Source organism: Streptomyces tubercidicus (assembly GCF_027497495.1).
GTDB classification, from domain to species: domain Bacteria; phylum Actinomycetota; class Actinomycetes; order Streptomycetales; family Streptomycetaceae; genus Streptomyces; species Streptomyces tubercidicus.
In genome coordinates this window covers 1,396,054-1,422,845 of record NZ_CP114205.1, presented here as the reverse complement: position 1 = coordinate 1,422,845, position 26,792 = coordinate 1,396,054, and the positions used below count along the sequence as shown (strand labels likewise).

Here is a 26,792-nt window from a genome sequence, read left to right as displayed (position 1 = left end):
CGGCCGGGCCGGGCGGTCGTGCCACCGCCGCTCAAGCGCCGCCGCCCGGCCGGGCCCCGCTCCGCGGCGCGTCCCCGCGCGGCGGCGCCTTGGCGGGCAGCTGCTCCTCGCCCTCCGTACGGACATGCGGCAGGATCCGGTCCAGCCGGCGGGGCGTCCACCAGGCCGCCGGGCCCAGCAGCGTCATCACCGCGGGCACCAGCAGCAGTCGGACCACGGTGGCGTCGATCAGTACGCTCACGGCCAGCCCGAGGCCCAGCATCTTCACCACGATGTTGTCGCTGATGATGAACGCGGCGAACACGCTCACCATGATCAGCGCGGCGCAGGTGATCACCCGGGCGGTGATCTCCAGGGCGTGCGCCACACTCGCCTTCGCGTCGGCGGTGCGCAGCCACGCCTCGTGCACCCGCGACAGCAGAAAGATCTCGTAGTCCATGCTCAGCCCGAAGACGATCGCGAACATCATCATCGGCACATAGCTCTCGATCGGCACCGTGCCCGAGACCCCGAGCGCCGGCCCGCCCCAGCCCCACTGGAAGACCGCCACCACCACCCCGTACGAGGCGGCGATCGACAGGACGTTGAGCACCGCGGCCTTCACCGCGACCAGCACACCCCGGAACACGGCCAGGATGATGAGGAAGGCGAGCGCGACCACCACGGCGATGATCAGCGGTAGCCGGCTGGCGACGATGTCCAGGAAGTCCACCTGGCCGGCGGTCGTCCCCGTCACATAGCCGTGCGCGTCGGTCCCCTTCACCGCCTCCGGCAGCAGATCGTGCTTGAGGCGGTTGACCAGATCCGTGGTGTCCGCGCTCTGCGGGGCCTGGGTGGAGTAGGCGGTCCCGGTCAGCACCGCACCGTCCGGGGTGGCCTTCAGCGGCGTGATGAAGGCCGCGCCCGGGACATCCGTGAGCGCCTTCTGAGCCTGTGTCGCCAGCATCGGGCGGTCCGCCTGCGGAACCGCGGACTCGTCGATGACGAGGGTCAGCGGGCCGTTGGAGCCGGGGCCGAACGCCGAGGACATCAGGTCGAAGGCGCGCCGGTCGGTGAACGACTTCGGGTCCGCGCCGTCGCCGATGTGCCCCAGCTGGATCGAGAAGACCGGGATGGCCAGCACGACCACGATGAGCACCCCGCCCGCCAGGTACCACCACGGGCGGCGCTCCACCCGCTGCGCGTACCGGTGCCAGCTGCCGTGTGCCTCCTCGCCCGGTCCGGCGTCCGTCTCGGCGATCGGGCGGCGGACCCGGAGCCGGTCGATCCGGCGGCCGAGCAGGCCGAGCAGCGCCGGTACGAGGGTGAGCGCGCCGAGCACCGCCGAGATCACGGTGATGGCGGCCGCCACGCCCAGTTTGCCGATGAAGGAGACGCCCGAGACCCACAGCCCCATCAGCGCGATGATGACCGTGCAGCCGGACACCAGCACCGCCCGTCCGCTGGTGGCCACGGCCCGCCCGGCCCCGGTGACCGGGTCAGCGCCGTCCATCAGGTTCTGCCGGTGCCGGGTGATCAGAAACAGCGCGTAGTCGATACCGACGCCGAGGCCGATCATCGTGGCCAGGGTGGGGGAGACGGTGGCGAAGACGAAGACGGCGGCGATCAGCCCCAGGCAGGCCAGCCCGCAGACGGCACCGGCCAGCGCGGTCAGCAGCGGCACCCCGGCCGCCAGCACACTGCCGAAGCCGACCAGCAGCACCAGGATCGCCACCCCGAAGCCGATCCCCTCGCTGGTCCGGTCGTCGGGCTCCGGCCGGGCCAGCTCGCCCAGCGGCCCGCCGTACTCCACCTCCACGCCCGCCGAACGCAGCGGCCGCACCGCCGCGTCGACCCCGTGCAGATAGTCCGGCTCCAGGGTGGACGGCTGCACGCTGAACCGCACCGTGATGTACGCGGTCCGGCCGTCGGTGGACAGCGGGCCGATGTTCGGCGTCCCCGGCGGGGGCTTGGCGGGCGGTGCGCCGGGCGGCGGCAGCGGGTTCTGGGCGGACAGCACCTCCGGCAGCTTGCCGAGCGCGGTGACGGCGCTGTCGACCTCGCCGCGGAAGTCCGTCAGCGGCTTGGCCGTGTCGTGCAGCACGACCTGGCTGCTGTAGCCCCCGGCCTTCGGCTCGTGCTCCTGGAGCACCTCGCGGCCCTGCGCCGACTGGACACCGGGCAGCGCGAAGTCATCGGAGTACTCCCCGCCGTAGGCACGCTGCAGAAACTGCAGCCCGACCAGCGCGACCAGCCACAGCACGAGGACCACGACGAAGTGCCGGGCACACCATTCGCCGATCCGGCGGAGGGCTCCTTTGCCGCCGGGCGGGCCGGGGGCGCCGGGAGTGGCGGGTGTGCCGGAGACCCCGGACGCCCCCGAGGCACCAGACGCGCCCGGCCTACCCGACGCAGCCGGCCCGCTCGGATTTCTCGGCAACGACATAGGTGCTCCCGATCCGGGCGGCGCTCCTGGCACAGGCGAACACCCAGCAGTCAACGCCCGTTCCGCCGCCGCGGCATGCCCACCGGGGAATCCGGGCGTCGGCCGAACGGGTGCGCCCCCGGCGTCAAGCGCCTGTCGGGGACGCTTCCTTGCGGAACACCAGCAGATAGCGCCAGAAGAGCAGCCGACGGATCCGGCACCCGGGCAGCAGCGCGGCGGCCTCCCGGCGGATACGGGCCAGCGGCATGCCCGGCGCTGCGGTGGGCGGCTTCATCGGAGCGGTACCGGAGGGCCGGCAGCGCTCCGAGACGGCGACGGCGAGCCTGGTCACCGCGTTCACCGGCGAGGCAACCAGACCCCAGCCGAAGTCGGCCGGCGCCTTCTCGCGATAGCAGCCCAGGATGACCAGCACGCCGCCCGGCGCGAGGGCGTCGCGCAGTGCGGTGACCGTGCCGAAGGGCATGTGATGGATGCTCGCCAGGCAGGAGATGAACCCGTAGTGCCGGTCGGGCAGTTCCAGTTCGGTGAGGTCCGCGTGCTCATAACGCACCCGACCGCCACCGTCCCCGGACTCCCCGGCTGTGGCACGGGCCTGGGCGAGGGCTTCGCCCGACCGGTCGACGGCATGCACATCGAGCCCCAGCCCGGCCAGCCGCCGCGCGAACCGGCCCGTTCCGCATCCGACGTCAAGGGCGGTACGGCAGTCCCGCGGCAGCCGCCGTAACAGCAGCCGGTGGTAGTGATCGTTGTGGTCGAAAGGCATCCGCCGACTCTAGGGCCCGCCGCCCAACGGGACCCCGCGCTCACACCGTCCGCCCCTCTCGCCCCTCCCTTCCCTCCCGCTCCCTACGATTCCTTGCGACCGTTTGTGGCACGGCACGAGGTGAGGACGGATCCGTTGATGAACCATTCCTGGGCGCTTGTTGAGCCCGGTGCGTCCCTTGGGCGTACCGGCTGTCGCCGTCGTATGGGTGCCGGGGCGGGGTGCGGCCGATGAGCCGGGCGGTGCTGGTGACCGGGGCGTCGCGGGGGATCGGGCGGGCGGTGGCCGAGATGTTCGCCGCGCACGGGGACCGGGTCGCGCTGCATTACGCATCGCGGCGGGCGGCCGCGGAGGAGGCGTACGCGGGGCTGGCGGGCAGCGGGCATGTGCTGGTGCACGGGGATGTGAGTACGCCCGAGGGGGCGGCGGCGCTGGTCGACGCGGCCGTGGACGGGCTGGGCGGTGTCGATGTGCTCGTCAACAACGCCGCCGCGAATGTGGCCCACCCCCTGGACCGCACCTCGTTCGAGGACTGGCAGAACGCCTGGCGGCAGGTCGTGGACGTGAATCTGCTGGGGGCGGCGCATGTCAGCTACTGCGCGGCGCGCAACATGATCGAACGGGAGGTGGCGGGGCGGATCGTCAACATCGGGTCGCGGGGCGCGTTCCGCGGCGAACCGGATCACCCGGCGTACGGCGCGGCCAAGGCGGCGCTGCACGCGATGGGGCAGTCGCTGGCGGTCCATCTGGCGCCGTACGGCATCGGTGTGGCATCCGTGGCTCCGGGCTTTGTGGAGACCGAGCGGGTCGCGGACCGGCTCACGGAGGATGTGCGGCAGCAGAGTCCGTTCGGCCGGGTCGCCGCGCCCGGGGATGTGGCGTCCGCCGTCCACTACCTCGCCTCGCCCGGGGCGCTCTGGTCCTCCGGGGCGGTACTGGACGTCAACGGGGCGTCGCATCTGCGCTGAGGCAGCCGCGACGAGCTGAGGAAGCCGGGAAGGCGGGCGAAGCCGGGAAAGGGGAAGCCCCGGCCGAACGGGGGAATTCGGCCGGGGCGGTCTGTGGGGGCGCGGGCGGCGACGGCCTCCGGGCCTGCTGCCGTGCGGCGGGGGCGGTGCCCACGGCGGGCCCTGGGGTGCCGTCGTGACGGCACGCGTTCCCAAATTGAACGATAAACCATTGGGTCGGTTTCCGGCGCATCGGGTGACCGCCCTCACCAGCGACCGGCACCGCCGGCCCGCCCGCGACCGGCCCCGCCGCTCCGCAGGGCCCGCGAGCCTCCCTCCCGCTCCACCGGGCGGCCCATAGTTTGTCCGCCTATGAGTCAATTCTTCAGGCCGAAGCGGATGATGGTGGGCCGTCCGCTGGACAGTGCGCGGCTCGGTGAGACGCTGCTGCCGAAGCGACTGGCGCTACCGATCTTCTGCAGCGACCCGCTGTCCTCGGTCGCCTATGCCACCGAGGAAATCCTGCTGGTCGTCGGCCTGGGCGGGCTCGCGCTGCTGCACCTCACCTGGTACGCCGCGGCCGCCATCGTGCTCGTACTGGTCGTGGTCGTGGCGTCCTACCGGCAGACCTGTTACGCGTATCCCAGCGGCGGCGGGGCGTACCGCGTCAGCGCGCAGAACCTCGGGCGGAACGCGGCGCTCACCGCGGCCAGCGCGCTGCTGGTGGACTATGTGCTGACCGTCGCGGTGTCCGTCGTCTCCGGCGTCGCCGCGATCACCTCGGCGATCCCGTTCCTCGGCGGCCAGGATGTCGCGCTGTCCGTCGGGTTCGTGGTGCTGCTGACCCTGATGAATCTGCGCGGGGTACGGGAATCGGGCCGGGTCTTCGCCGTGCCCACCTATGGCTTCGTCTTCTTCATCTACCTGATGTTCGCGGTCGCGGCCGTACGGATGGCCACCGGCGCGAGCATCCGCGCCGAGTCCGCGGACCTGCCGCTGCACGCCGTCTCGCCCTACACGGGTCTGGCGCTGGTGCTGCTGGGGATGCGTGCCTTCGCGTCCGGCTGCACCGCGCTGACCGGTGTCGAGGCGATCAGCAACGGCGTGCCCGCCTTCCGCCGGCCGAAGAGCCGCAATGCCGCCACCACGCTGCTGGTCATGGGCTTCTTCTCGGTGACCATGTTCGGCGGGATCACGATCCTGGCCATGCTCTACGACGTGCATGTCGCGGTGGAGCCCACCGAACTCGGGCTGCCGCCGGACACCCCGACCTCCACCGCGCTCGCCCAGATCGCCCGCGCCACCTTCGGCGACCTCGACACCCTCTTCTATCTGCTCCAGGCGTTCACGGCCGGGGTGCTGATCCTCGCCGCCAACACCGCCTTCAACGGCTTCCCGATGCTGGCGTCGATCCTCGCCGAGGACAGGTTCGTGCCCCGCCAGCTGCACAACCGCGGGGACCGGCTGGTCTTCTCCAACGGCATCATTCTGCTCGCGCTGGCCGCGATCGGGCTGATCATCCTGTTCGACGCGGAGCTGACCCGCCTCATCCAGCTCTACATCATCGGCGTCTTCGTCTCCTTCACGCTCTCCCAGGCGGGCATGGTCCGGCACTGGCGGACCGTACTCGCCGCACCGGGGCTGCCGTCACGGGAACGGGCCCGGCACCGGCGCTCCCAGGCGATCAACGCGGTCGGCGCGGTGCTCACCGGGCTGGTCCTGATCATCGTCCTGATCACCAAATTCCTGCACGGCGCCTGGATCGTGGTGATCGCCATGCCGCTGCTGTTCCTGGGCATGCGCGGGATCCACCAGCACTACCGGCGCCTCGAACGGGAGTTGGCCATCGCGCCCGGTGCCCGGCCCTGGGAGCCGGCCGGCAACCATGTGCGGGTACTGGTCAACTCCCTGCACGCGCCCGCCCTCAAGGCCCTCGGCTACGCCCGCGCGATGCGCCCCACCACGCTGGAGGCGCTGACCGTCGCGGTCGACCCCGACGATGTGCGGGAGCTGCGCGAACAGTGGGACGCCCATGCCATCGACGTACCGCTCCAGGTGCTCAGCTCGCCCTACCGGGACTTCACCCAGCCGGTGATCGACACCCTCCTGGACGTCTGTGCGCGCCATCCGCGCGGTGCCGTCACGGTCGTCATCCCGGAGTACCTCGTCGGCCACTGGTGGGAGCAGCCGCTGCACAACCAGAGCGCGCTGCGGCTGAAGGCCCGGCTGCTGTTCACACCGGGCGTGACGGTGGTCAATGTGCCTTACCGGCTTCCGTCCGGTAAGGAGCCGGGGGAGTCGTAGCGGTATCCGGCGGAGTCGTAGCGGTTTCCGGGGGCTCAGGCCGCCGCCCGGTGCCCCTTCGGCTCCGCCACCGTGAGCGCGGCCTTGGTGACATCCCCGACCAGCTCGACGACATCGGGCCCGTACGCCTGCGAGTTGACCACCTTCAGCAGCAGGCAGAACTGGCCGTCGGTGCCGTACTTACGGGCCAGCCGGGCCCGGTTGCGGACCAGATGGCGGACCGCGGCCCGGTGGGTCACCGGGCGCTGACCGGCCGCCAGGAACACCGGGCGGTCGCCGCTCTCACCGGCGGTCAGCCGGGCCAGCAGGACGTATTCGACGGCGCCGGGCTCCAGCCGGTACGTCGAGCCGCCGATGGTGAAGGTGCCGCGGCCCGCGCCGGTCTCGTCACCGGGGTGTATCGCGACGCCCGGCAGCAGATTGGCCAGATGGGCCGCCAGCCGGCGGTGCGCGGTCGGGTCGCCGACACAGAATTCGGTGCGTGCCCCGAAGCCCTGGAGGCCGGTGTCGTGCGGGGCGACCTCCGGGTGCGCACCGCAGTTCTCGATCACCGCGGCCAGCCCCAGCAGCGCCAGCGCGTCATGGCGCGGGATGCTCCAGTGGGCCGCGGCGCTGTCCCGGTGGGTGACCAGTACGCACTCCGAACCGCCCGGCAGCCCGAAGAAGCCTTGTTCCCGGGTCAGCTTCCGGCGGGAAAAAGCGGAGTACACGGCCCAGCCCAGCGCCAGGCCCACGATCAGGGCCACGGCTGCCACGGTGGGGAGCAGCAGGGAGTCGTCCATGGCCGGGGAGCGTAGCCGCCTTCCGGTGGGGTGTTCGAGGGCGGGGCGGGGGACTGGGATGCCTTGTCCCGTTCCGTATGGGCATACCTGATCCGTACGGAATGGGGTGACTGATCCCCGTCGTCGCGAGCCCCTCCGGGCCCGAAATGCCCTCTGTCGGCGGGCAGTTGCCACGAGTAGGCTCCGGGCCCCCGCCGCCCCCCCTCGCGCACCTTTTGGAGGAAACGCCGGTATGACGAGAGTCCGACGCCTCACCGTCCTGGGAGCGGCCGCCGCGCTGGCCGGCTCCCTGGTGGCGGCCCCGGCCGCCGCCGGATCCACCGCGCCCGCGCGGCCCGCCGCCGCGGACCGGGACCGCGCCACCACCACACCGGAGAAGACCCCGGTCGCCGTCGGCCACGGCGGGGCCGTCGCCAGCGTCGACCCGGATGCCTCCGCCGCCGGTATCTCGGTGCTCAGGAAGGGCGGCAACGCCGTCGACGCGGCCGTCGCCACCGCCGCGGCCCTCGGCGTCACCGAGCCCTACTCCGCGGGCATCGGAGGCGGCGGCTACTTCGTCTCCTACGACGCCAGGACCCGGGCCGTACGCACCCTCGACGGCCGGGAGACCGCCCCGCGCTCCGCAGGAAAGGACCTCTTCCTGGAGCACGGCACCCCCATCCCGTTCGACGACGCCGTCACCAGCGGGCTGAGCGTCGGCACCCCGGGCACCGCCGCCACCTGGGACACCGCCCTGCGCAAGTGGGGCAGCCGGTCCCTGCGTCAGGTCCTGCGCCCCGCCCAGCGGCTGGCCGCGGACGGCTTCACGGTCGACCAGACCTTCCGTCAGCAGACCGCGGACAACGAGGCACGCTTCCGCGACTTCCCGGCGACCGCCCGCCTCTACCTGCCCGGCGGCCGGCTCCCGGTGGTCGGCTCGACGATGAGGAACCCCGATCTGGCGCGTACGTACCGGGAGTTGGCGGCCAAGGGCGCCGGTGCGCTCTACGACGGCGCGCTGGCCCGGGACATCGTCCGCACCGTCCGCAAGCCCCCGGTACGCGCCGGATCCCCGCGCACCATACGCCCCGGCGACCTGACCACCGGCGATCTGCGCGCCTACCGGGTCCTGAGCCAGGCGCCGACCCGTACGGGCTACCGCGGCCTCGATGTCTACGGCATGGCGCCCTCCTCCTCCGGCGGCACCAGCGTCGCCGAGGCGCTCAACATCCTGGAGCGGAGCGATCTCTCCCGGCTGAGCGAGAAGCAGTACCTGCACCGCTATATCGAGGCCGCCCGGATCGCCTTCGCCGACCGCGGCCGCTGGGTCGGCGACCCGGCACAGGAGGACGTGCCGACCAAGGGCCTCACCTCACAGCGGTTCGCCGATGCCCGCGCCTGCCTCATCCGCGACGACAAGGCCCTGACCAGCCCGCTCGCGCCCGGCGACCCGCGCCACCCCGAGCGCTGCGGCACCGGCGGCCGGGCCGCGCCGACGACGTACGAGGGGGAGAACACCACCCATCTGACCGTCGCCGACAAGTGGGGCAATGTCGTCGCCTACACCCTGACCATCGAGCAGACCGGCGGCAGCGGCATCGTCGTCCCGCACCGTGGCTTCCTGCTCAACAACGAGCTCACCGACTTCTCCTTCGCGCCCGCCAGCGCTTCCGTCCGTGACCCGAACCTGCCCGGCCCCGGCAAGCGGCCGCGCTCGTCGATGTCGCCGACGATCGTGCTGCGGCACGGCCGCCCCGTGGTGGCGCTCGGCTCGCCCGGTGGCGCGACCATCATCACCACCGTGCTGCAGACCCTGGTCAACCACCTCGACCGCGGAATGCCGCTGGTCGACGCCATCGCCGCGCCGCGCGCCAGCCAGCGCAACGCGGCCCGCAGCGAGCTCGAACCCGGCCTGTGGAACAGCCCGGTCCGCGGACAACTCGAAGCGATCGGACATGCCTTCAAGGAGAACCCGGAGATCGGCGCGGCGACCGGGATCCAGCGGCTGCCGGACGGCCGCTGGCTGGCCGCGGCCGAAAAGGTACGGCGCGGCGGCGGCTCGGCGCGGGTCGTGCACCGGTCCTAGAAACCCCCTAACGCCCGCGGTGCGGGAGCCGGATGTCACACCGCTGACACGGACGGACCGCTGTGTGCCGTCCGTGTGTCGTCGATGTACCGCCCCGCGCGGCGTCGTTGATGGCCATGGCGGTGGCGATTAGCCTCCTGGGACCGTTCGTTCGAATGAGCGGTCCCAGGGAGGGCACGCAGCGTGAGCGTTGACGAGAGCCAGGACAGCGAGACCGGGCAGGTGCCGGTCCGGCACATCGGTGCCACGACGGCCGAGTTGGAGGGCCTCGCCGAGCAGGCGCGGGCGCTCGCCGAGGGCCGGGTGACCTCGACCGCGCTGGTACGGCGGTCGCTGGAGCGCATCGAGGCCACCCAGGACACCGTCAACGCCTTCCGGCGGGTACGGGCCGAGGCGGCGCCGGCCGAGGCCGCGGAGGCCGACCGCAGACTGGCGGCCGGGGAGCGGCTGCCGCTGCTCGGGGTGCCGGTCGCGGTCAAGGACGACACCGATGTGGCGGGCGAGCCGACCGCGTTCGGCTGCGCCGGGGAATTCCCGCCCAAGGAGCGCGACGCCGAGGTCGTCCGCCGTCTGCGCGCGGCCGGTGCCGTCATCGTCGGCAAGACCAACGCCTGCGAACTGGGCCAGTGGCCGTTCACCGAGGGCCCGGCCTTCGGCAACACCTGCAACCCGTGGAACCTCGCCCACACCCCGGGCGGCTCGTCCGGCGGTTCGGCCGCCGCGGTCGCGGCCGGGATGGTCCCCGCCGCCCTCGGCACCGACGGCGCCGGCTCGGTCCGGATCCCCGCCGCCTGGTCCCATCTCGTCGGCATCAAACCCCAGCGCGGCCGCATTTCCACCTGGCCCGACCCGGAGTCCTTCCAGGGGATCACCGGCATCGGACCGCTGGCCCGTACGGTCGAGGACGCGGCGCTGCTGCTGGACGTGGCCAGCGGCAACCACGACGGCGATCTGCACCGGCCGCCCGCCATCGCGGCCCGCGAGGCCGCCCGCCGCGACCCGGGACGGCTGCGGATCGCACTGTCCTGGAAGGCCGCTTTCACCTTCACGCCCAAGCCGCTGCACCCCGACGTCCGGGCCGCGGTGACCGGGGTGGCCCGCACGCTGGCCCGCCTCGGGCACTTCGTCGAGGAGGCGGAGCCGGACTACGGGCTGGTCGGGCTGGCCTTCGTACCGCGCGCCACGGCCGGGGTGGGGGAGTGGGCGGACCGGGTCCCCGACCGCTCGCTGCTGGACCGCCGTACGCGGGAGGCGGTCCGGATGGGCCGGCTGCTCGGCGGTCCCGTACTGCGCCGGGCGCGCGCCGTCGAGCGGCGCCAACAGCGGCGGATCGGCGCCCTGTTCGGCCCCTACGACGTCCTGCTGACGCCGACCACGGCCACCCCGCCGCCGCGCATCGGCACCCTCGCCAAGCTCAGCGGCTGGCGTACGGATCAGGCCATGATCGCGGCCTGCCCGTATGCCTGGCCGTGGAACGTCCTCGGCTGGCCGGGGGTGAGCGTCCCCGCCGGGTTCAGCACCGACGGCCTGCCCCTGGGCGCCCAGCTGCTCGGCCCCGCCCACGGCGAGCCACAGCTGATCTCGCTGGCCGCCCAGCTCCAGGACGACCTGCGCTGGCACGAGCGGCGGCCGCCCGCCCACCCGGTGCCGTACGACGGCGTCCGCCCCTGAGCCGCGGGGCGGACGGCCGCATCGGCCCGTGACGTGCACCGGCACGACGGGCAGCCCGCGCGGCGGTGTGCCGCCGGACGCGCCACGGTGGAGATGGTCTTGCCACGGTCCGTGACGGGGCTTACGGTCACCTCCACACGCGTAGATCGCGGCGTAGATCATGCGCGGGCTGCAGGCTGACGCATCGACAAAGGAGCAGCTCATGGCCGATGTTGTGCGTGCCGCACTGGTCCAGGCGACCTGGACCGGCGACACCGAATCGATGATCGCGAAGCATGAGGAGTACGCCCGAGCGGCCGCCGCGCAGGGCGCGAAGGTGATCGGCTTCCAGGAAGTCTTCAACGCCCCGTACTTCTGCCAGGTCCAGGAGCCCGAGCACTACCGCTGGGCCGAGCCGGTGCCCGACGGGCCGACCGTCCGGCGGATGCAGGCCCTGGCCCGCGAGACCGGCATGGTCATCGTCGTCCCCGTCTTCGAGGTCGAACAGTCCGGCTTCTACTACAACACCGCGGCCGTCATCGACGCCGACGGCACGGTCCTGGGCACCTACCGCAAGCACCACATCCCGCAGGTCAAGGGCTTCTGGGAGAAGTACTACTTCAAGCCGGGGAACGTCGGCTGGCCGGTCTTCGACACCGCCGTCGGCAAGATCGGCGTCTATATCTGCTACGACCGCCACTTCCCGGAAGGCTGGCGGCAGTTGGGCCTCAACGGCGCCCAGCTCGTCTACAACCCCTCCGCCACCTCCCGCGGCCTGTCCGCCTACCTCTGGCAACTGGAGCAGCCCGCGGCCGCGGTCGCCAATGAGTACTTCATCGCGGCGATCAACCGGGTCGGCGTCGAGGAGTACGGCGACAACGACTTCTACGGCACCAGCTACTTCGTCGACCCCCGGGGCCAGTTCGTCGGCGACGTCGCCAGCGACTCCAAGGAGGAACTGGTCATCCGCGACCTCGACTTCGCCCTGATCGACGAGGTCCGCCAGCAGTGGGCCTTCTACCGCGACCGCCGCCCCGACGCCTACGACGGGCTGGTGCAGCCATGACCCATGAACCCCCGAGCCTGCACGCCCGCCACCAGTCCGTCCTGCCCTCCTGGCTGAGCCTCTACTACGAGCGGCCGCTCGAACTCACCCACGGCGAGGGCCGCCACGTCTGGGACGCCGAGGGCAACCGCTACCTCGACTTCTTCGGCGGCATCCTCACCACCATGACGGCGCACGCCCTGCCCGAGGTCACCAAGGCCGTCGCCGAACAGGCCGGCCGGATCATCCACACCTCGACGCTCTACCTCTCCCGGCCCATGGTCGAGCTGGCGGAGCGGATCGCCGCGCTGTCCGGCATCCCCGACGCCCGGGTCTTCTTCACCACCTCCGGTACGGAGGCCAACGACGCCGCGCTCCTCCTGGCCACCACGTACCGCCGCTCCAACCAGATCCTGGCGATGCGCAACAGCTACCACGGCCGTTCCTTCTCCACCATCGGCATCACGGGCAACCAGAGCTGGTCGCCCACCAGCCTCTCGCCCCTCCAGACGCTGTACGTCCACGGCGGGGTGCGCAGCCGCGGCCCGTACGCGGACCTGAGCGACGCCGCCTACACCGCCGCCTGCGTCGCCGACCTGGAGGACATGCTCCAGCAGACCGCGGGCGGGGTCGCCGCACTGATCGCCGAACCGGTCCAGGGCGTCGGCGGCTTCACCATGCCGCCGGACGGCCTATACGCCGCGTTCCGCGAGGTGCTCGCCCGGCACGGCATCCTCTGGATCAGCGACGAGGTGCAGACCGGCTGGGGCCGCACCGGCGACCACTTCTGGGGCTGGCAGGCGCATGACGCCAGCGGCCCGCCCGACCTGCTGACCTTCGCCAAGGGCATCGGCAACGGGATGTCCATCGGCGGGGTGGTGGCCCGCGCCGAGGTGATGAACTCGCTCACCGCGAACTCCATCTCCACCTTCGGCGGCAGCCCGGCCACCATGGCCGCGGGCCTGGCCAACCTCAACTACCTCCTCGAACACGATCTCCAGGGCAACGCCCGCCGGGTCGGCGGTCTGCTCATCGAGCGGCTGCGGGCGGTCGCGGCCGGCCTCGGTCTCGTCCGCGAAGTGCGCGGCCGCGGCCTGATGATCGGCATCGAACTGGTCCACCCCGGCACCGACGAGCACTCGCCGGAGGCCGCCTCACTGGTCCTGGAGGCCGCCCGCGAACGCGGTCTGCTGATCGGCAAGGGCGGCCAGGGCGGCGCCTCGCTCCGCATCGCGCCCCCGATGACGCTGACCGTCGCCGAGGCGGAAGAGGGCGCGGACCTGCTGGCGGACGCCCTGCGGACGGCGCAGGGGCGGCTGGCACCGGCGTAGGAGGCACGGCGATGGCGGGGCGTCGCCGGGCGCGGGGCCCCCGCCCCCGCCATCCTCCTGGCCCGTGGCTCCCGCCCGCCGCCGCGCCGGATGCCGGACCGGGAGCGTCCCCCGTACGCCTCATACGGTCCCGGCGGCCTCCCGCACCGTCTCCGCCACCAGGGTGAAGAAGCGCGTGTGGGCGCGGCGGCTGCACGGGGCCTCCGGGTTCCACGGCAGCAGCCGGGACCGGGCCTCGATCGCCCGCCAGTGGGCGTCGGACCGGAGCTGTTCGGGCCGGGCCGCATTGACCCGTACATCCATCAGCACGATGTCCGGGGCCAGCGCCGCGGCCTCCGCCCAGCCGACGGTGGACCAGTTCACCCCGGCGCCCGCGGCCGGCTGGAGCAGTCCCACCCCGTGCTCGGTCAGCGCCCGCAGATCCGGCCAGGAGCCGGGCCGGGCCAGATGCACCCGCTCCGGGCCCGCGGGCGACAGCGCCAGCACCCGAGGCCGTACGGATCCGCCGGTCGCCTGCCGCAGGGCGTCCTCCGCGGCGTCCAACTCCCGTGCCCGGCCGAGGGGTTCACCGTGCCCGAGCGATCCGGCGAGCGCGGCGAACCGCTCGCGCACCTCGGCCAGGCTCCGGCCGGGGCCCACCGCGACGGTGGCGACCGGGACATGCGTCTCTAGCTCCAGGGCGGTCTTCGGCTCCAGCCCGTAAACCTGCTCGCCGTCATACGTCACCGCCACCACGAGGTCCGGCTCCGCCTCCAGCAGGGCGTCCGGATGCAGCGCACCGCCCGAACCGAGATAGGGAATCTCCGCGAGCGGCAGCTCACCGCCCTTGGCGGGGTCGGGGGCGGCGCCGTCGTGCTGGGACCCGAAGAGCCCGACGGGGCGTATGCCGAGGTCCCACAGCGTCGCCCCCGCCTGTATGTACGCCACGATCCGTAACGGCCGGTCGCCGGCCACCGCCAGGCGCCCCCGGTCGTCGGAGAACTCCCACGGTGTGCTCCGCTCCATGAACCCGCCGCCTTTCCGCTTCGTCCGTCAGAGTGCCGGGCCGCCCGCGAGGTTCGCCCGCCGGTGTCGGCGGATATCTGCCCATCGCGTCACTCCCGCACCCCTCCCGCGGGTACCGCGCCCACCGCGTCCGTGCCCCGCCTTGAACCGTCCAGCTGATCGTCGCCGCAACACGAACCTCTCCGCTGAGGAACGGTCACGGTATTGCCACCGTGGGTGACATGCTTCTACGGTCTCCTTCTCAACCGTGATCTACGGGTGTAGACCGGTTGGGGCCTGGCGTCAGCGGAGGACGGCAGCCGCACCGCCCGGACGGCCGGACGACAGTGGGCTGTCCGACCGACCCGTTTTCCCCCGAATGCGATGTGAAGGGACTTTCCGGGAATGACTCGAACTCTCATTACCGGCGGCCTTGTCATCACTGCCGCTGAGGAGATGCATGCCGATGTGCTGGTCGAGAACGGCCGCGTCGAGGCGGTGGCGACACCGGGCAGCCAGCAGTGGACTGCCGATCGCGTGATCGACGCCTCGCAGAAGTATGTGATCCCGGGCGGCGTCGACGCGCACACGCATATGGAGTTGCCGTTCGGCGGCACCTTCGCGTCGGACACCTTCGAGACCGGTACGAAGGCGGCGGCGTGGGGCGGGACGACGACCATCATCGACTTCGCGGTGCAGTCCAAGGGCGCGGCACTGCGGTCGGGACTGGACGCCTGGCATGCGAAGGCCGACGGCAACTGCGCGATCGATTACGCCTTCCACATGATTGTGTCGGACGTCAATGACTCGACGCTCAAGGAAATGGACGGCCTGGTCGCCGAAGGCGTGACCTCGTTCAAACTGTTCATGGCGTACCCCGGAGTCTTCTACTCCGACGACGGGCAGATCCTGCGCGCCATGCAGCGGGCCGGCGACAACGGCGGCCTCATCATGATGCACGCCGAGAACGGCATCGCGATCGATGTGCTCGTGCAGCAGGCGCTGGCACGAGGCGAGACCGACCCGCGGTACCACGGCGAGGTCAGGAAAGCGCTCCTGGAGGCCGAGGCGACGCATCGCGCGATCAAGCTGGCTCAGGTCGCCGGGGCGCCGCTGTACGTCGTGCATGTGTCGGCGCAGGAAGCGCTCACCGAATTGGCGCGCGCTCGCCACGACGGCCTCCCGGTGTTCGGCGAGACCTGCCCCCAGTACCTGTTCCTGTCGACGGACAACCTCGCCGAGCCGGACTTCGGGGGCGCGAAGTACGTCTGCAGTACGCCACTTAGGCCGCGCGAACACCAGGCGGCGCTCTGGCGCGGCCTGCGCACCAACGACCTCCAGGTGGTGTCGACGGACCACTGCCCCTTCTGCTTCTCCGGGCAGAAGGAGCTCGGCCGCGGTGACTTCTCCAAGATCCCCAACGGCATGCCCGGCGTCGAGAACCGTATGGACCTGCTCCACCAGGCGGTCATCGACGGTCATATCTCACGCCGCCGCTGGATCGAGATCGCCTGCGCCACCCCGGCCCGGATGTTCGGCCTGTACCCGAAGAAGGGCACCATCGCGCCGGGCTGCGACGCCGACATCGTGATCTACGACCCGCACGCCGAGCAGACCATTTCGGCGGCCACCCACCACATGAACGTCGACTACTCGGCATACGAGGGCACGCAGGTGACCGGACGGGTGGAGACGGTCCTGTCGCGCGGCGAACTCGTCATCACCGACCGCGAGTTCACCGGCCACGCCGGGCACGGCGCGTACACCCCGCGCGGCACCTGCCAGTACCTGCACTGAAGAACCGTAGGAGGGGATCACCATGGACTTCGGACTCGTCCTGCAGACCGACCCGCCGGCCTCCGATGTCGTCAGCCTCATGCAGCGCGCCGAGGAGGGGGGCTTCACGTACGGCTGGACCTTCGACTCGTGTGTGCTGTGGCAGGAGCCGTTCGTCATCTACAGCCGCATCCTGGCCGAGACGAGCCGCCTCGTCGTCGGCCCGATGGTCACCAACCCGAGCACCCGCACCTGGGAGGTCACCGCCTCCACCTTCGCCACCCTCAACGACATGTACGGCAACCGCACCGTCTGCGGAATCGGCCGAGGCGACTCCGCGATGCGGGTGGCGGGCCGCAAGCCCAACACGCTCGCCCGGATCAGCGAGGCCATGAAGGCCATCCGGGCACTCGGCCGCGGCGACGAAGCAGACCTCGGCGGCGGCACGATGGTGAGCTTCCCCTGGGTGCGGGAAGGCGCCCAACTCCCCGTCTGGATGGCCGCATACGGCCCGAAGGCACTCAAGATGACGGGCGAGGAGGCCGACGGTTTCATCCTTCAGCTTGCCGACCCGTTCCTCACGGAGTGGATGGTGAAGGCGGTACGCGCGGCCGCGGTGGCGGCCGGCCGCGCCCCGTCCGACGTCAAGATCTGCGTCGCGGCCCCCGCCTACGTCACCGAGGACGACTCACCCGAGGCCCTCGCGCACGCCCGCGAACAGTGCCGCTGGTTCGGCGGCATGGTCGGCAACCATGTGGCCGACCTGGTGTCCAAATACGGCACGGACTCCGCCATGGTCCCGCAGGAACTGACGGACTACATCAAGGCCCGCGAGGGCTACGACTACGCCCACCACGGCCGCACCGGCAACCCCGACACCCACTTCGTCCCCGACGAGATCGTGGACCGCTTCTGCCTCATCGGCCCACCGTCCGCACACATCGAAAAGCTCCGCGCGTTGCGGAAGCTGGGCGTCGACCAGTTCGCGCTCTATGCCATGCACGACGCGAAGGAAGCGGTGGTCGACGCGTACGCGAGTGCCGTCATTCCGGTGATGAACGCCCGGCCGGCGGGTGCCCCCCACCCAGCCGGGCCACGGCAGGGACAGGCCGCTACGCTGGCTTGACCGGACACCACACCTCCACAGAGGCGAACGTCACACAGCTATGAAACATCTGGCTTGAGTCGCTGGTGGCCGCCCAAGTACGTTCGCTGCGAACCGAGTTCTACTACCCCCCCACACCGGCATACCGTCGCCGGAAGGATGGACGCGCCCCATGGGTTCCCACGCCCGCCCCAACCGAATACACCGCACCGGAGTCCGGGTCGCGATGGTCGCACTCGTCGGTGCCGCCCTGCCGATCACCGCCAGTGGCCTCGCCCAGGCGGCCACCCCCGGCCCCACGCACTCCGCGGAGCAGAACGCCCAGCAGCGCGGCGAGGCCACCACAGCGGCCGGCCGGAACCAGGCCGCTCCCCAGATCCACGCCGACCACGCCTTCCTGCTGGACGCCCGCGACGGCAGCCAGGAGCGGGAGCTGTGGCGCGGGGCCAAGGCGGACGCGAGCGTCTCGATGGCCAGCACCACCAAGATCATGACGGCCATCGTGGTGCTCAAGCACCCGGAGTGGCTGAACCACCAGATCACGGTGAAGCAGGAGTACCGGGACTACGTCCAGAAGGTCGGCGGCAGCACCTCCGACCTCCAGACCGGCGACACGCTGACCGTCAATCAGCTGCTGCACGCCATGCTGATCCCGTCCGGCGACGACGCCGCGATGGCCCTGGCCGACCATTTCGGCGTCGGGGGCACCTCGGACGCGCGGATCGCCGACTTCGTGAGCCAGATGAACGCCGAGGCCGAACAACTGGGCCTGACCGGCACGAACTTCGACAGCTTCGACGGCATCTCACACGGCAAGAACCTCAGCACCGCCCGCGACCTGGCCAAGCTCGGCCAGCGCGCCATGCTGCAGCCGGCGTTCGCCGACATCGTCAAGAACAAGCTGTTCAAGACCGAGGCCACGGCGGCCAACGGCCACACCCGGTACTACACCTGGGAAAACACCAACAAACTGCTGACCAGCTACGACGGCGCCCTGGGCCTCAAGACGGGCAGCGGCCCGGAATCCGGCTACGCCCTCGTCTTCGCCGCCAAGCGCGACAACCGCACCCTGGTCGGCGCAATCCTCCAGGGCAGCGACAGCAAGACCCGCTTCGACGACGCGACGAAGATGCTCGACTGGGGCTTCGCCCACTGAGTCGCGTGCCCGCCTGTCGTTGAGCGCCGTACCCCCACCGGGTTGTTCCGGTGGGGGGTACGGCCTTCGCGTTGAGGTCGCTACAGATTGACGCCGCTACAGATTGACACCGCCGGTGACGTCGACCTTGGTGCCGGTGATCCAGCGGGCGTCGTCGGAGGCCAGGAAGGCGACCGCGTCGGCGATGTCCGGGACCTGGCCGATCCGGCCGAGGGCGGTCAGGCTGATATTGCGCTCCAGGTTCTCCGGGTCGGCCAGTACTCCCGCGGTCATGTCGGTGTGGGTGAATCCGACGACGACGGAATTCACGGTGATTCCGCGCGGGCCGAGGTGCTTGGCCAGGGTGTGGCTGAAGACTTCGAGTGCTCCCTTGGTGAGTGGATATCCGATGCCGTGCGCGGAGGCGATACGGGTGGAGACGGATGAGATGTTGATGATCCGGCCACCGTCGCGCAGTCGTGGCAGCAGTCGCTGGGTGAGGAAGAACGGTGCCTTGATGTTGACCGCGACCATCTGGTCGAACTCCTCGGGGGTGAGAACCTCGATCGGCCGCCCCATGAGGTTGAGCCCCGCATTGTGCACCAGGATGTCGAGCGTCGATTCCCCGTGCGCGCGCAGGCCGGCCTCCAGTCCGGCCATGAGCGTGTCCACGTCGTCCGGAACGCCCAGTTCGGCGCCCACGGTGAAGGCCCGGCCACCGGCCTCGGTGATGGTGGCGGCGGTCTCCTCGGCCGCCGCCTCATTGCTGCCGTAGTGCACGGCGACCAGAGCGCCGTCCCGGGCCAGGCGTTCGGCGATCCCTCGCCCGATGCCCCGGCTGCTGCCGGTGATCAGTGCGACCTTTCCGCTGAGGCTTCCCATGCTGACCTGACTCCTTGATCGTGGCCCGCGGAGTTCTCCCGCAGTGGCTAAGTAAGGTTAGCCTCACCTAACTTCGACCGTCGCGTGGTCGCCCGGGTTGGCGCCCCTTCTCGGCCACGGAGGCGCATGCCTCTGGGGCTGAAGTCGTCGGATTCACGTGCTCACCGGCGTCGATTTATAGCCATTGGTCCCGGCCTTGAGTGGTGGGGTGGCATCCTCCGTGGCGGCGTCACGCATTCGTATGACGCGCACCCCAGAAGCATTTCCTAGATCAAGGATGGCCATGAACCCCGTGACCCCGCTCAAGATCCGCTTAGCTGTTCACCGACCCCTGGCGGCGGTGATCGTAACCGTCACCCTGGCCTCCGGGATGGCCCTGTCAACTGCCCCGTCGGCTGCGGCCGCAGTCAAGGATCCCGTCGTCTTCGTCCACGGACTGAACAACAACTCCGGCGTATGGAAAACCGCGGAGGACTACTTCACGAACCACGGCTATTCCGGACAGGTCTTCGCATTCGACTACAGGGACACCACTCAAGAGCGGGTGGAAGACAATGCTGACAGGCTGTGGTCCTGGATGAAGAGCAAGGGCCTCGAATCCAAGCGGGTAAACGTCGTCGGCCATTCCATGGGCGGACTCGTCGCACGCAAGATGGCACTGAATCATGCGGGTGACTTCACTCTTGGGTCCCTGGTCACGCTGGCCACCCCGAACCACGGGTCGTACTTCGCTGACCTCTGCCCCGGACCGGAGCCTGAGCCGAGGCACGCCGTAAGCGGTGGCCTGATGGGGTTGTGCAACACAGCAGTGCGGCAGATGAGGACCGGCTCGAAATTCCTCAACAAGCTCAACTTGGAGACCGAATCCCAAGGCGCCTATGCACCGGACAACACCCTCACTTACTCCATCACTGATGACGAGATGGTTGACGGTTCCTCGGTGAGGCTGAGGGGAGCGGACAACCGGCGCATCGACAAAGACGCCGCCGAAGCGAAGGGGGGCTCCGAAGTGCACACGTCGATCACCAGGAAGAAGCAGGTCCTCCAGGATGCTCTGACCTTCATCAAGGCGGGCGATGATCCCGCCGGCAGTCACAAGCTCAGCGGCGGTCCGGGTTTGCGTGATGCGGACTGCACCATCTGGAACGCGAAGCACGGAACTGTGCGCTGGGACCTCCCTCGGAATGCCCCCTCCGATCTGAAGGCCGAAGTCACCAGCAACGGCCACCTGTGGGGCACAGTTCCCGCGAGCGACCAGGGCGTCGTGGACAGGCTCGGTTACGGGACGCACAGCATCCGCTTCGTCGACGGGCGGAAAGGCGGGTACACGTCGGCCTACTCCACGGTGACATTCCATGCGGGAACCTGGCGCTGCGACTCGACCATCACGAACGCCAACTCCACCGTCCAGGAATGGCCGGTGAGCGAACCCATCACCGCGGATTAGACTTACCGGCGCGACCCCCGGCTGTCCAAGAACTACTGCATCTGCTTCAGCAATCTGAAGTTCGGTCAGAAGGCGGATCTACTGGCCGTCCCTCATGGATATTGCGGGCCAAGCCAACAATGCAGCCCACGGCATGTTGTGGAGTGCCGGCTGTCCAGTTGAAGTATGGTTCGGTGGCCGCGGATATCTGGATACCTCCGCTTTAGCGATGGGCAATGGGAATGGGTGGAACTCATGCTCGAAAGGCGGGAGTTCACCGAACGCGCGGGTACGGCCGGCGCATCCCCCGTGGCACCCGCCATTACCCCACCTAAGGAGCGCCGCCGTGGACTTCGGAGTTGTCCTGCAGGCCGACCCGCCCGCTTCCGCCGTCGTGTCCCTGATGCGCCGCGCCGAGCGCAACGGCTTCCGCTACGGCTGGACCTTCGACTCGGCCGTTCTGTGGCAGGAACCGTTCGTCATCTACAGCCGCGTGCTGGAATACACCGAGCGGCTGATCGTCGGCCCGATGGTCACCAACCCCTACACCCGCGCCCCCGAGGTCACCGCCTCCACCTTCGCCACCCTCAACGAGATGTACGGCAACCGCACCATCTGCGGCATCGGGCGCGGCGACTCCTCGATGCGGGTGGCCGGGCGGGCGCCCAACACCCTGGCCCGGCTGGGCGAGTCGATCGGCGTCATCCGTGATCTTGCCGAGGGGCGGGAGGCGTACATCGGCGATCACCGGGTCAAGATCCCCTGGATCGAGGACAGCAAACTCCCGGTGTGGATGGCCGCCTACGGGCCCAAGGCCCTTGCCATGGCGGGCGAGCTGGCCGACGGCTTCATCCTCCAGCTGGCCGATCCCTTCCTCACGGAGTGGATGATCAAGGCCGTACGGAACGCCGCGAGGGACGCCGGCCGCGATCCCGCCGACGTGACGATCTGTGTCGCCGCACCCGCCTACGTGGGCGACGACCTCGCCCACGCCCGCGAGCAGTGCCGCTGGTTCGGCGGCATGGTCGGCAACCACGTCGCCGACCTCGTCGCACGCTACGGCGAACACTCTGACATGGTGCCGGACGAGCTGACCTCGTACATCGCCTCCCGGGAGGGCTACGACTACGCCCAGCACGGCCGGTCGGGCCACCCCGACACCGGCTTCGTGTCGGATTCGGTCATCGACCGCTTCTGCCTGCTCGGACCGCCCGCCGCGCATATCGACAAGCTGCGGCAGCTCCAGACGCTGGGCGTGGACCAGTTCGCGCTCTACGCCATGCACGACGCCAAGGAATCCACCATCGACGCTTACGGGGCCGAGGTCCTTCCTGCGTTCGCCGACTGAACGGGCGCTTGCACGGGGCGGTGCACCCCGCCGTCGCCGAGGCGCCACCGGACGTCCCGGGCGAGCACCCCAGCGGCCGACGCGGTCCACCCGCCGGCCTGGGCGCTCTGAGACACCCGCCCCGCCCATGCGCGCGGGGGCACGCACGAACGGGGCCCTTGCCGTGACGGCCGGTCAGGGGATGCGTGCGGTCCACGCGGCATTCTCGAACTTGGTGCGGACGAGGTCCCGGGCGCGGGCCATCTCCCCCTCGGTGACCTGCCCGCGGGTGAGGCCGTAGCGGGAGCGGAAGGAGTCGATCATCTTCTCGATGACGGCTTCGCGGGGCAGGCCGGTCTGCCGGCGCAGCGGGTCGACGCGTTTCCCGGCGCTCCTGGTGCCCTTGTCGGACAGCTTCTCCTTACCGATGCGCAGCACATCGAGCATCTTGTCGGCGTCGATGTCGTAGGACATGGTCACGTGGTGCAGGACCGCACCGGGCCCGCCGCCCGGCCCGACCATGCGTTTCTGCGCGGCGCCCGCGACCTTGCCGATCTCGGTGGCGATGTCGTTGAGCGGCTGGTACCACGCCTTGATGCCCATATCGCCGAGTGCGGTGAGGACCCAGTCGTCGAGGTAGGCGTAGCTGTCGGCGAAGGACAGGCCGGACACCAGCGCCTCGGGGACGGCGAGGGAGTAGGTGATGGTGCTCTGCGGCTCCGCGAACATCGCGCCGCCACCGGAGATCCGGCGGACGACCGTGACGCCGTGGCGGGCGACGCCGTCGGGATCGACCTCATTGCGCAGCGACTGGAAGCTGCCGATGATGACGGCGGGCGCATCCCACTCCCAGACCCGGAGGGTGGGCGGGCGCCGCCCGGCGGCCACCTCGGTCGTGATGACCTCGTCGAGCGCCATGTGGAGGGCCGGTGGCTGGGGGGCTTCGTGGATGAGCTGCCAGTCGTAGTCGCTCCAGTCCGTGGCCTGGGCCAGGGCACGGCGTACCGCGATGGCGACGCTTTCGCCGGTGAAGCCGAACAGCACGGCCGACGGGGGCAGCGCGGCGTTGATCCGGGCGGTGAGGCCGGCGGTGTCCGTGTCGGCCGGGGCACCTTCCAGCGCGTCGTCGATCTGCAGGATGGCCTCGTCCGGTTCGAGGAAGAAGTCACCCGCGACCCGTACGTTCTTGAGCCGCCCTTCCTCGACGCAGAGGTCCACGACCACGAGCTTGCCCCCGGGGACCTTGTACTCACCGTGCACTGTGCTACCTCCGGGCCGGCAGACGCTTCGTCAGCGGCCGCTTTGTGCGGCCTCGTTCACGCTACTGAACTTGGCGGGGTGATGCCGGGGTCCTGAACGGCCCTCGGAGCGGGTATGGCCCCGGCCGCCAGGCAGAGGAACGGCGAGCCCGGGACCCGGGGTGCGGTGTGCACCTCGGGGCCGCGTACGTGGGCGTCGTCGCCGCGCCGGTGTTTGTCCAACAGCGTGGTGGAGATGTCCAGTGCGGTGCGGGCCGTCGCCGTCCGCTCCGGTTCGTAGCTGTCGAGCAGGGGGGCCGGGGCGCCGTTCAGTGCGGCGGCGAGCTTCCAGGCGAGGTTGTAGCCGTCCTGGATGCCGGTGTTCATACCCTGGCCGCCGGTCGGGGGATGCACATGCCCCGCGTCCCCGGCGAGGAAAACCCGCCTCGCGGAACCGCTCGGCCAGCCGGGTGTTCGCCCGCCAGGTGGTGTGCCAGGTGACCCCACGCACCAGGAGGTCGTCCCTGCCGGACGACTCGGTGATCTGTCGCTGCAGGTAGTCGGGGATCGACTCGTCCTGGTCGGCCGGTGGGCGCGCCGCGACGACGAACAGCTCGGTCCCGGCCAGCGGCATGACCGAGACCCGGGCGTCGCCGTTCTACCGGATCCGGCCGTGGTCGTGGCCGAGCGTCGAGCGGGGTGGGAACGGCGGCCGAGCACGAGACTCAGACGCTCTCCTCCAGCCCCGCCAGGAGCCTCGGCAGTGCGCTGCCGATCGGTTCGCGGATCACCTCGGTGGCGAGTGCGTCGTACGGCGTCGGCTCGGCGTTGATGATGATCAGACGCGCGCCGTGCTCGGCGGCCACCCCGGCGAGCGAGGCCGCCGGCTGCACCTGGAGCGTCGTCCCGACCGCGAGGAAGATCTCCGCCGCCTTCGCCACGCCCAGCGCCGTACCGAGTACCTGCGGGTCCAGCCGCTCACCGAACATCACCGTCGCCGACTTCAGGATCCCGCCGCACACCAGACACGGCGGATCGGGCTCGCCCGAGGCCACCCGCGCCAGGGCCTCCTGCATCGACGACCGGGCATGACAGCGGGTGCAGGTCACGGTCCGCACGGTGCCGTGCAGTTCGAGCACCTTGCGGTCGGGCATGCCCGCGCGCTGATGCAACCCGTCCACGTTCTGAGTGATCACACGTACCGGCGTCCCGGAGCGTTCCAGCCGGGTCACCGCCTCGTGCGCGGCGTTCGGCTCGGCCCGGAACGCCGGGCTCTCCTGCCGCATCCGCCACGACCGCCGCCGGATCTCCGGATCTCCCATGTACGTGTCGTACGCGACAAGCTTCTCCGCCTCCGGGTCCCGCCGCCACAGCCCGTTCGGCCCGCGGTAGTCGGGAATCCCGGAGTCGGTGGAGATGCCCGCTCCGGTGAGGATCGCGATGAGGGGGCGGCGGGGTGGCTGGTCGGGGGAGGAGTGGAAACCGGTCATGGGGCGAGCGTATGCAGTCCGGGGGCGGCCGTCTTGTCAGTTATCGGTGTCGGGGTGCCAGCGGGGGCGTAGCGGCGTGCGAGCCCTTCCCAGGTGGCGGGGCCGCTGGGTAGGGGCCACGGCCGTCGCCCATACCTGCCTCTATCGCCCCGCCCGCCCTCTCCACGCCCGTACGTACGATCGCGAGGGGCCCGGCCGCTGACCGTTACGGCCGGCCCGTGCCGCAGCGTGTTCACCGCACCACAGAGGAGCCCCCGTGTTCACCACCCGCCCCACCCTCCAAGGCACCTTCGGTATGGCCTCCACCACGCACTGGTTGGCGTCGCAGTCCGCGATGGCTGTCCTGGAGGAGGGCGGGAACGCCTATGACGCAGCGGTGGCCGCCGGGTTCGTGTTGCATGTCGTGGAGCCGCATCTGAACGGTCCGGCGGGTGAGGTGCCGATCATTCTGGCGCCCGTGGACGGGCCCGTGCGGGTGCTGTGTGGACAGGGGCCGGCACCGGCCGGTGCGAGTGTGGCGCACTACGTCTCGCTGGGGCTGGACTTGGTGCCCGGCACGGGGCCGCTGGCCGCTGCGGTTCCCGGCGCCTTCGATGCCTGGATGCTGTTGCTGCGCGACTACGGCAGCAAGTCCCTGGCCGAGGTGCTGCGGTACGCCATCGGCTACGCCGAGCACGGTCATCCCGCCGTCGAGCGGATCGGGGAGACCGTCGCCACGGTGCGTGAACTCTTCGAGACGGAGTGGATCTCGTCCGCCGAGATCTATCTCTCCGACGGCCGGCCGGTCGCCCCCGGTGGGCTGCTCAGGAACCGGCCGCTGGCCGCCACATGGCGTCGGCTGATCGCTGAGGCGGAGGCGGCCGCGAGCGGCCGGGAGGCGCAGATCGAGGCCGCCCGCCGTGTCTGGCGCGAAGGCTTCATCGGTGAAGCGCTCGCCGCCTTCGCGGCCCGTCCCGCCATGGACACCTCCGGTGAACGCCATGCGGGCACCCTCACGGGCGATGACCTGGCCGCCTTCTCCGCCACCTACGAGGCGCCCGTTACGCATGACTGGAACGGCTGGACCGTCGCCAAGGTCGGCGGCTGGTCCCAGGGGCCCGTTTTCCTCCAGCAACTCGCGCTGCTGCCGCCGGAGTTGCCCGCATACGGCAGTCCGGAGTACGTGCATCTGCTCATCGAGGGCTCCAAGCTGGCGATGGCCGACCGCGAGGCCTGGTACGGCGACGCGGCGGAGGTGCCGCTCGGCGCCCTGCTGAGCGAGGACTACAACGCTGACCGGCGGGCCCTCATCGGCGAGCGGGCCTCGTACGAGCTGCGCCCCGGCAGTCCGGACGGCCGTACGCCGTGGCTGAGCCGGTACGCGGTGGCGGCAGCGGCGGGGGCGGGGACGGACGGATTCGACGCGCGGGGCGTCTCCGGGCGCGGGGCGGGCGAGCCGACCGTCGCGGGCGGCGTACCGGCGGCTGCCGCCCCCGAGACCGACCCCAACGGCGCCACCCGAGGCGACACCTGCCACATCGATGTCGTCGACCGCTGGGGCAATCTGGTCTCCGCCACCCCGTCCGGCGGCTGGTTGCAGTCCAACCCCGTGGTCCCGGCGCTCGGTTTCCCGCTCGGTACCCGGCTGCAGATGGCCTGGCTGGAGGAGGGGCTGCCCAACTCGCTCACCCCGGGGCGCCGGCCCCGGACCACCCTCACGCCGTCCCTCGCGCTGCGCGACGGCGTTCCGGTGATGGCCTTCGGGACGCCGGGCGGCGATCAGCAGGATCAGTGGCAGGTGCACTTCTTCCTGGCCGTGGCGCTGCGCGGGGCGGTTCGTGGCGGCCTGGATCTGCAGGGTGCCGTGGACGCTCCCAACTGGCACCACGAGTCCTTCCCCGGGTCCTTCTTCCCGCGCGGGATGCGGCCGGGGAGTGTGACCGTGGAGTCCCGTATCGGCGACGGGGTCATTGATGAGCTGCGTCGGCGTGGTCATCGCGTCACGGTGGGTGATGCCTGGTCCGAGGGGCGGCTGTGCGCGGTGGCGCGGGACCCGGAGTCCGGTGTGCTGTCCGCGGCGGCGAATCCGCGGGGGATGCAGGGGTACGCGGTGGGGCGCTGAGGCGCGCCAACGGGCC

General features: G+C 70.9%; 20 protein-coding genes. 12 read left to right on the top strand and 8 right to left on the bottom strand.

From position 1 onward, the window contains the following. Nucleotides 1-31: 31 nt before the first annotated feature. A complete protein-coding gene (locus STRTU_RS06030; protein WP_159742589.1) occupies nt 32-2,425 on the bottom strand; it encodes an MMPL family transporter in 2,394 nt (797 codons plus the stop codon). A gap of 124 nt (nt 2,426-2,549) precedes the next feature. Beyond that, a complete protein-coding gene (locus STRTU_RS06025) occupies nt 2,550-3,188 on the bottom strand; it encodes a class I SAM-dependent methyltransferase (RefSeq protein ID WP_159742588.1) in 639 nt (212 codons plus the stop codon). Between the two features lie 230 nt (nt 3,189-3,418). On the opposite strand from STRTU_RS06025, the gene STRTU_RS06020 reads away from it, so the two are divergent. Together STRTU_RS06020 and STRTU_RS06015 are read left to right on the top strand one after the other, a co-directional pair. Beyond that, entirely contained in the window at nt 3,419-4,156 is a 738-nt protein-coding gene (locus tag STRTU_RS06020) for an SDR family NAD(P)-dependent oxidoreductase (protein ID WP_159742587.1), read from the top strand. Nucleotides 4,157-4,507: 351 nt separating this feature from the next. Further along, the gene (locus STRTU_RS06015; RefSeq protein ID WP_159742586.1) at nt 4,508-6,439 is read left to right on the top strand and encodes an APC family permease; all 1,932 of its coding nucleotides are present in this window, start codon (nt 4,508-4,510) and stop codon (nt 6,437-6,439) included. A 35-nt stretch (nt 6,440-6,474) separates the two neighbouring features. Here STRTU_RS06015 and STRTU_RS06010 read toward each other — a convergent pair whose 3' ends face one another. Next, nucleotides 6,475-7,221 carry a hypothetical protein gene (locus STRTU_RS06010; RefSeq protein ID WP_159742585.1) on the bottom strand — a complete coding sequence of 249 codons (747 nt, stop codon included), beginning with the start codon at nt 7,219-7,221 and terminating at the stop codon, nt 6,475-6,477. Nucleotides 7,222-7,453: 232 nt separating this feature from the next. On the opposite strand from STRTU_RS06010, the gene ggt reads away from it, so the two are divergent. The 4 genes from ggt to STRTU_RS05990 all read left to right on the top strand — a co-directional run bounded on the left by ggt (nt 7,454) and on the right by STRTU_RS05990 (nt 13,312). Continuing rightward, nucleotides 7,454-9,286 (top strand): gamma-glutamyltransferase, encoded by a 1,833-nt coding sequence (ggt, locus tag STRTU_RS06005; protein WP_159742584.1) that lies wholly within the window; start codon nt 7,454-7,456, stop codon nt 9,284-9,286. 183 nt (nt 9,287-9,469) lie between these two features. Then, nucleotides 9,470-10,957: an amidase gene (locus STRTU_RS06000; RefSeq protein ID WP_159742583.1), complete on the top strand. Its 1,488-nt coding sequence runs from the start codon at nt 9,470-9,472 to the stop codon at nt 10,955-10,957. Nucleotides 10,958-11,159: 202 nt separating this feature from the next. Continuing rightward, complete coding sequence (locus STRTU_RS05995; protein ID WP_159742582.1) at nt 11,160-12,002, top strand: nitrilase-related carbon-nitrogen hydrolase; 843 nt, start codon at nt 11,160-11,162, stop codon at nt 12,000-12,002. Further along, nucleotides 11,999-13,312 (top strand): aspartate aminotransferase family protein, encoded by a 1,314-nt coding sequence (locus STRTU_RS05990; RefSeq protein ID WP_159742581.1) that lies wholly within the window; start codon nt 11,999-12,001, stop codon nt 13,310-13,312. Before STRTU_RS05995 ends, STRTU_RS05990 begins: the two co-directional genes overlap by 4 nt. Before the next feature lie 120 nt (nt 13,313-13,432). Here STRTU_RS05990 and STRTU_RS05985 read toward each other — a convergent pair whose 3' ends face one another. Further along, nucleotides 13,433-14,317 carry an ABC transporter substrate-binding protein gene (locus STRTU_RS05985; RefSeq protein ID WP_159742580.1) on the bottom strand — a complete coding sequence of 295 codons (885 nt, stop codon included), beginning with the start codon at nt 14,315-14,317 and terminating at the stop codon, nt 13,433-13,435. A 384-nt stretch (nt 14,318-14,701) separates the two neighbouring features. On the opposite strand from STRTU_RS05985, the gene hydA reads away from it, so the two are divergent. The 3 genes from hydA to STRTU_RS05970 all read left to right on the top strand — a co-directional run bounded on the left by hydA (nt 14,702) and on the right by STRTU_RS05970 (nt 18,333). After that, nucleotides 14,702-16,093, top strand: coding sequence for a dihydropyrimidinase (gene hydA, locus STRTU_RS05980; RefSeq protein WP_159742579.1), 1,392 nt, complete (start codon nt 14,702-14,704; stop codon nt 16,091-16,093). Nucleotides 16,094-16,115: 22 nt separating this feature from the next. Beyond that, entirely contained in the window at nt 16,116-17,198 is a 1,083-nt protein-coding gene (locus STRTU_RS05975) for a TIGR03842 family LLM class F420-dependent oxidoreductase (protein WP_159742578.1), read from the top strand. A gap of 151 nt (nt 17,199-17,349) precedes the next feature. Beyond that, nucleotides 17,350-18,333 (top strand): D-alanyl-D-alanine carboxypeptidase family protein, encoded by a 984-nt coding sequence (locus tag STRTU_RS05970; protein WP_159742577.1) that lies wholly within the window; start codon nt 17,350-17,352, stop codon nt 18,331-18,333. A 96-nt stretch (nt 18,334-18,429) separates the two neighbouring features. On the opposite strand, the gene STRTU_RS05965 is transcribed toward STRTU_RS05970, so the two are convergent. Then, nucleotides 18,430-19,194, bottom strand: coding sequence for an SDR family NAD(P)-dependent oxidoreductase (locus STRTU_RS05965; RefSeq protein ID WP_159742576.1), 765 nt, complete (start codon nt 19,192-19,194; stop codon nt 18,430-18,432). Nucleotides 19,195-19,477: 283 nt separating this feature from the next. On the opposite strand from STRTU_RS05965, the gene STRTU_RS05960 reads away from it, so the two are divergent. Together STRTU_RS05960 and STRTU_RS05955 are read left to right on the top strand one after the other, a co-directional pair. Then, nucleotides 19,478-20,641: an esterase/lipase family protein gene (locus tag STRTU_RS05960; protein ID WP_159742575.1), complete on the top strand. Its 1,164-nt coding sequence runs from the start codon at nt 19,478-19,480 to the stop codon at nt 20,639-20,641. A gap of 325 nt (nt 20,642-20,966) precedes the next feature. Next, on the top strand, nt 20,967-21,968 hold the full coding sequence (locus STRTU_RS05955) for a TIGR03842 family LLM class F420-dependent oxidoreductase (protein WP_159742574.1): 1,002 nt from the start codon (nt 20,967-20,969) through the stop codon (nt 21,966-21,968). 174 nt (nt 21,969-22,142) lie between these two features. Here STRTU_RS05955 and STRTU_RS05950 read toward each other — a convergent pair whose 3' ends face one another. From STRTU_RS05950 to STRTU_RS05940, 3 genes are all read right to left on the bottom strand, one after another. Then, complete coding sequence (locus STRTU_RS05950) at nt 22,143-23,207, bottom strand: lipoate-protein ligase LplAB (RefSeq protein ID WP_159742573.1); 1,065 nt, start codon at nt 23,205-23,207, stop codon at nt 22,143-22,145. 56 nt (nt 23,208-23,263) lie between these two features. Then, nucleotides 23,264-23,692, bottom strand: a complete 429-nt coding sequence (locus STRTU_RS36120) for an FAD-dependent monooxygenase (protein ID WP_371873562.1) — start codon at nt 23,690-23,692, stop codon at nt 23,264-23,266. Between the two features lie 218 nt (nt 23,693-23,910). Next, a complete protein-coding gene (locus tag STRTU_RS05940; RefSeq protein WP_159742572.1) occupies nt 23,911-24,675 on the bottom strand; it encodes an SIR2 family NAD-dependent protein deacylase in 765 nt (254 codons plus the stop codon). A 256-nt stretch (nt 24,676-24,931) separates the two neighbouring features. Between STRTU_RS05940 and STRTU_RS05935 the strand changes: the two genes are divergently transcribed. Continuing rightward, entirely contained in the window at nt 24,932-26,776 is a 1,845-nt protein-coding gene (locus STRTU_RS05935) for a gamma-glutamyltransferase family protein (protein ID WP_159742571.1), read from the top strand. Nucleotides 26,777-26,792 lie beyond the last annotated feature (16 nt).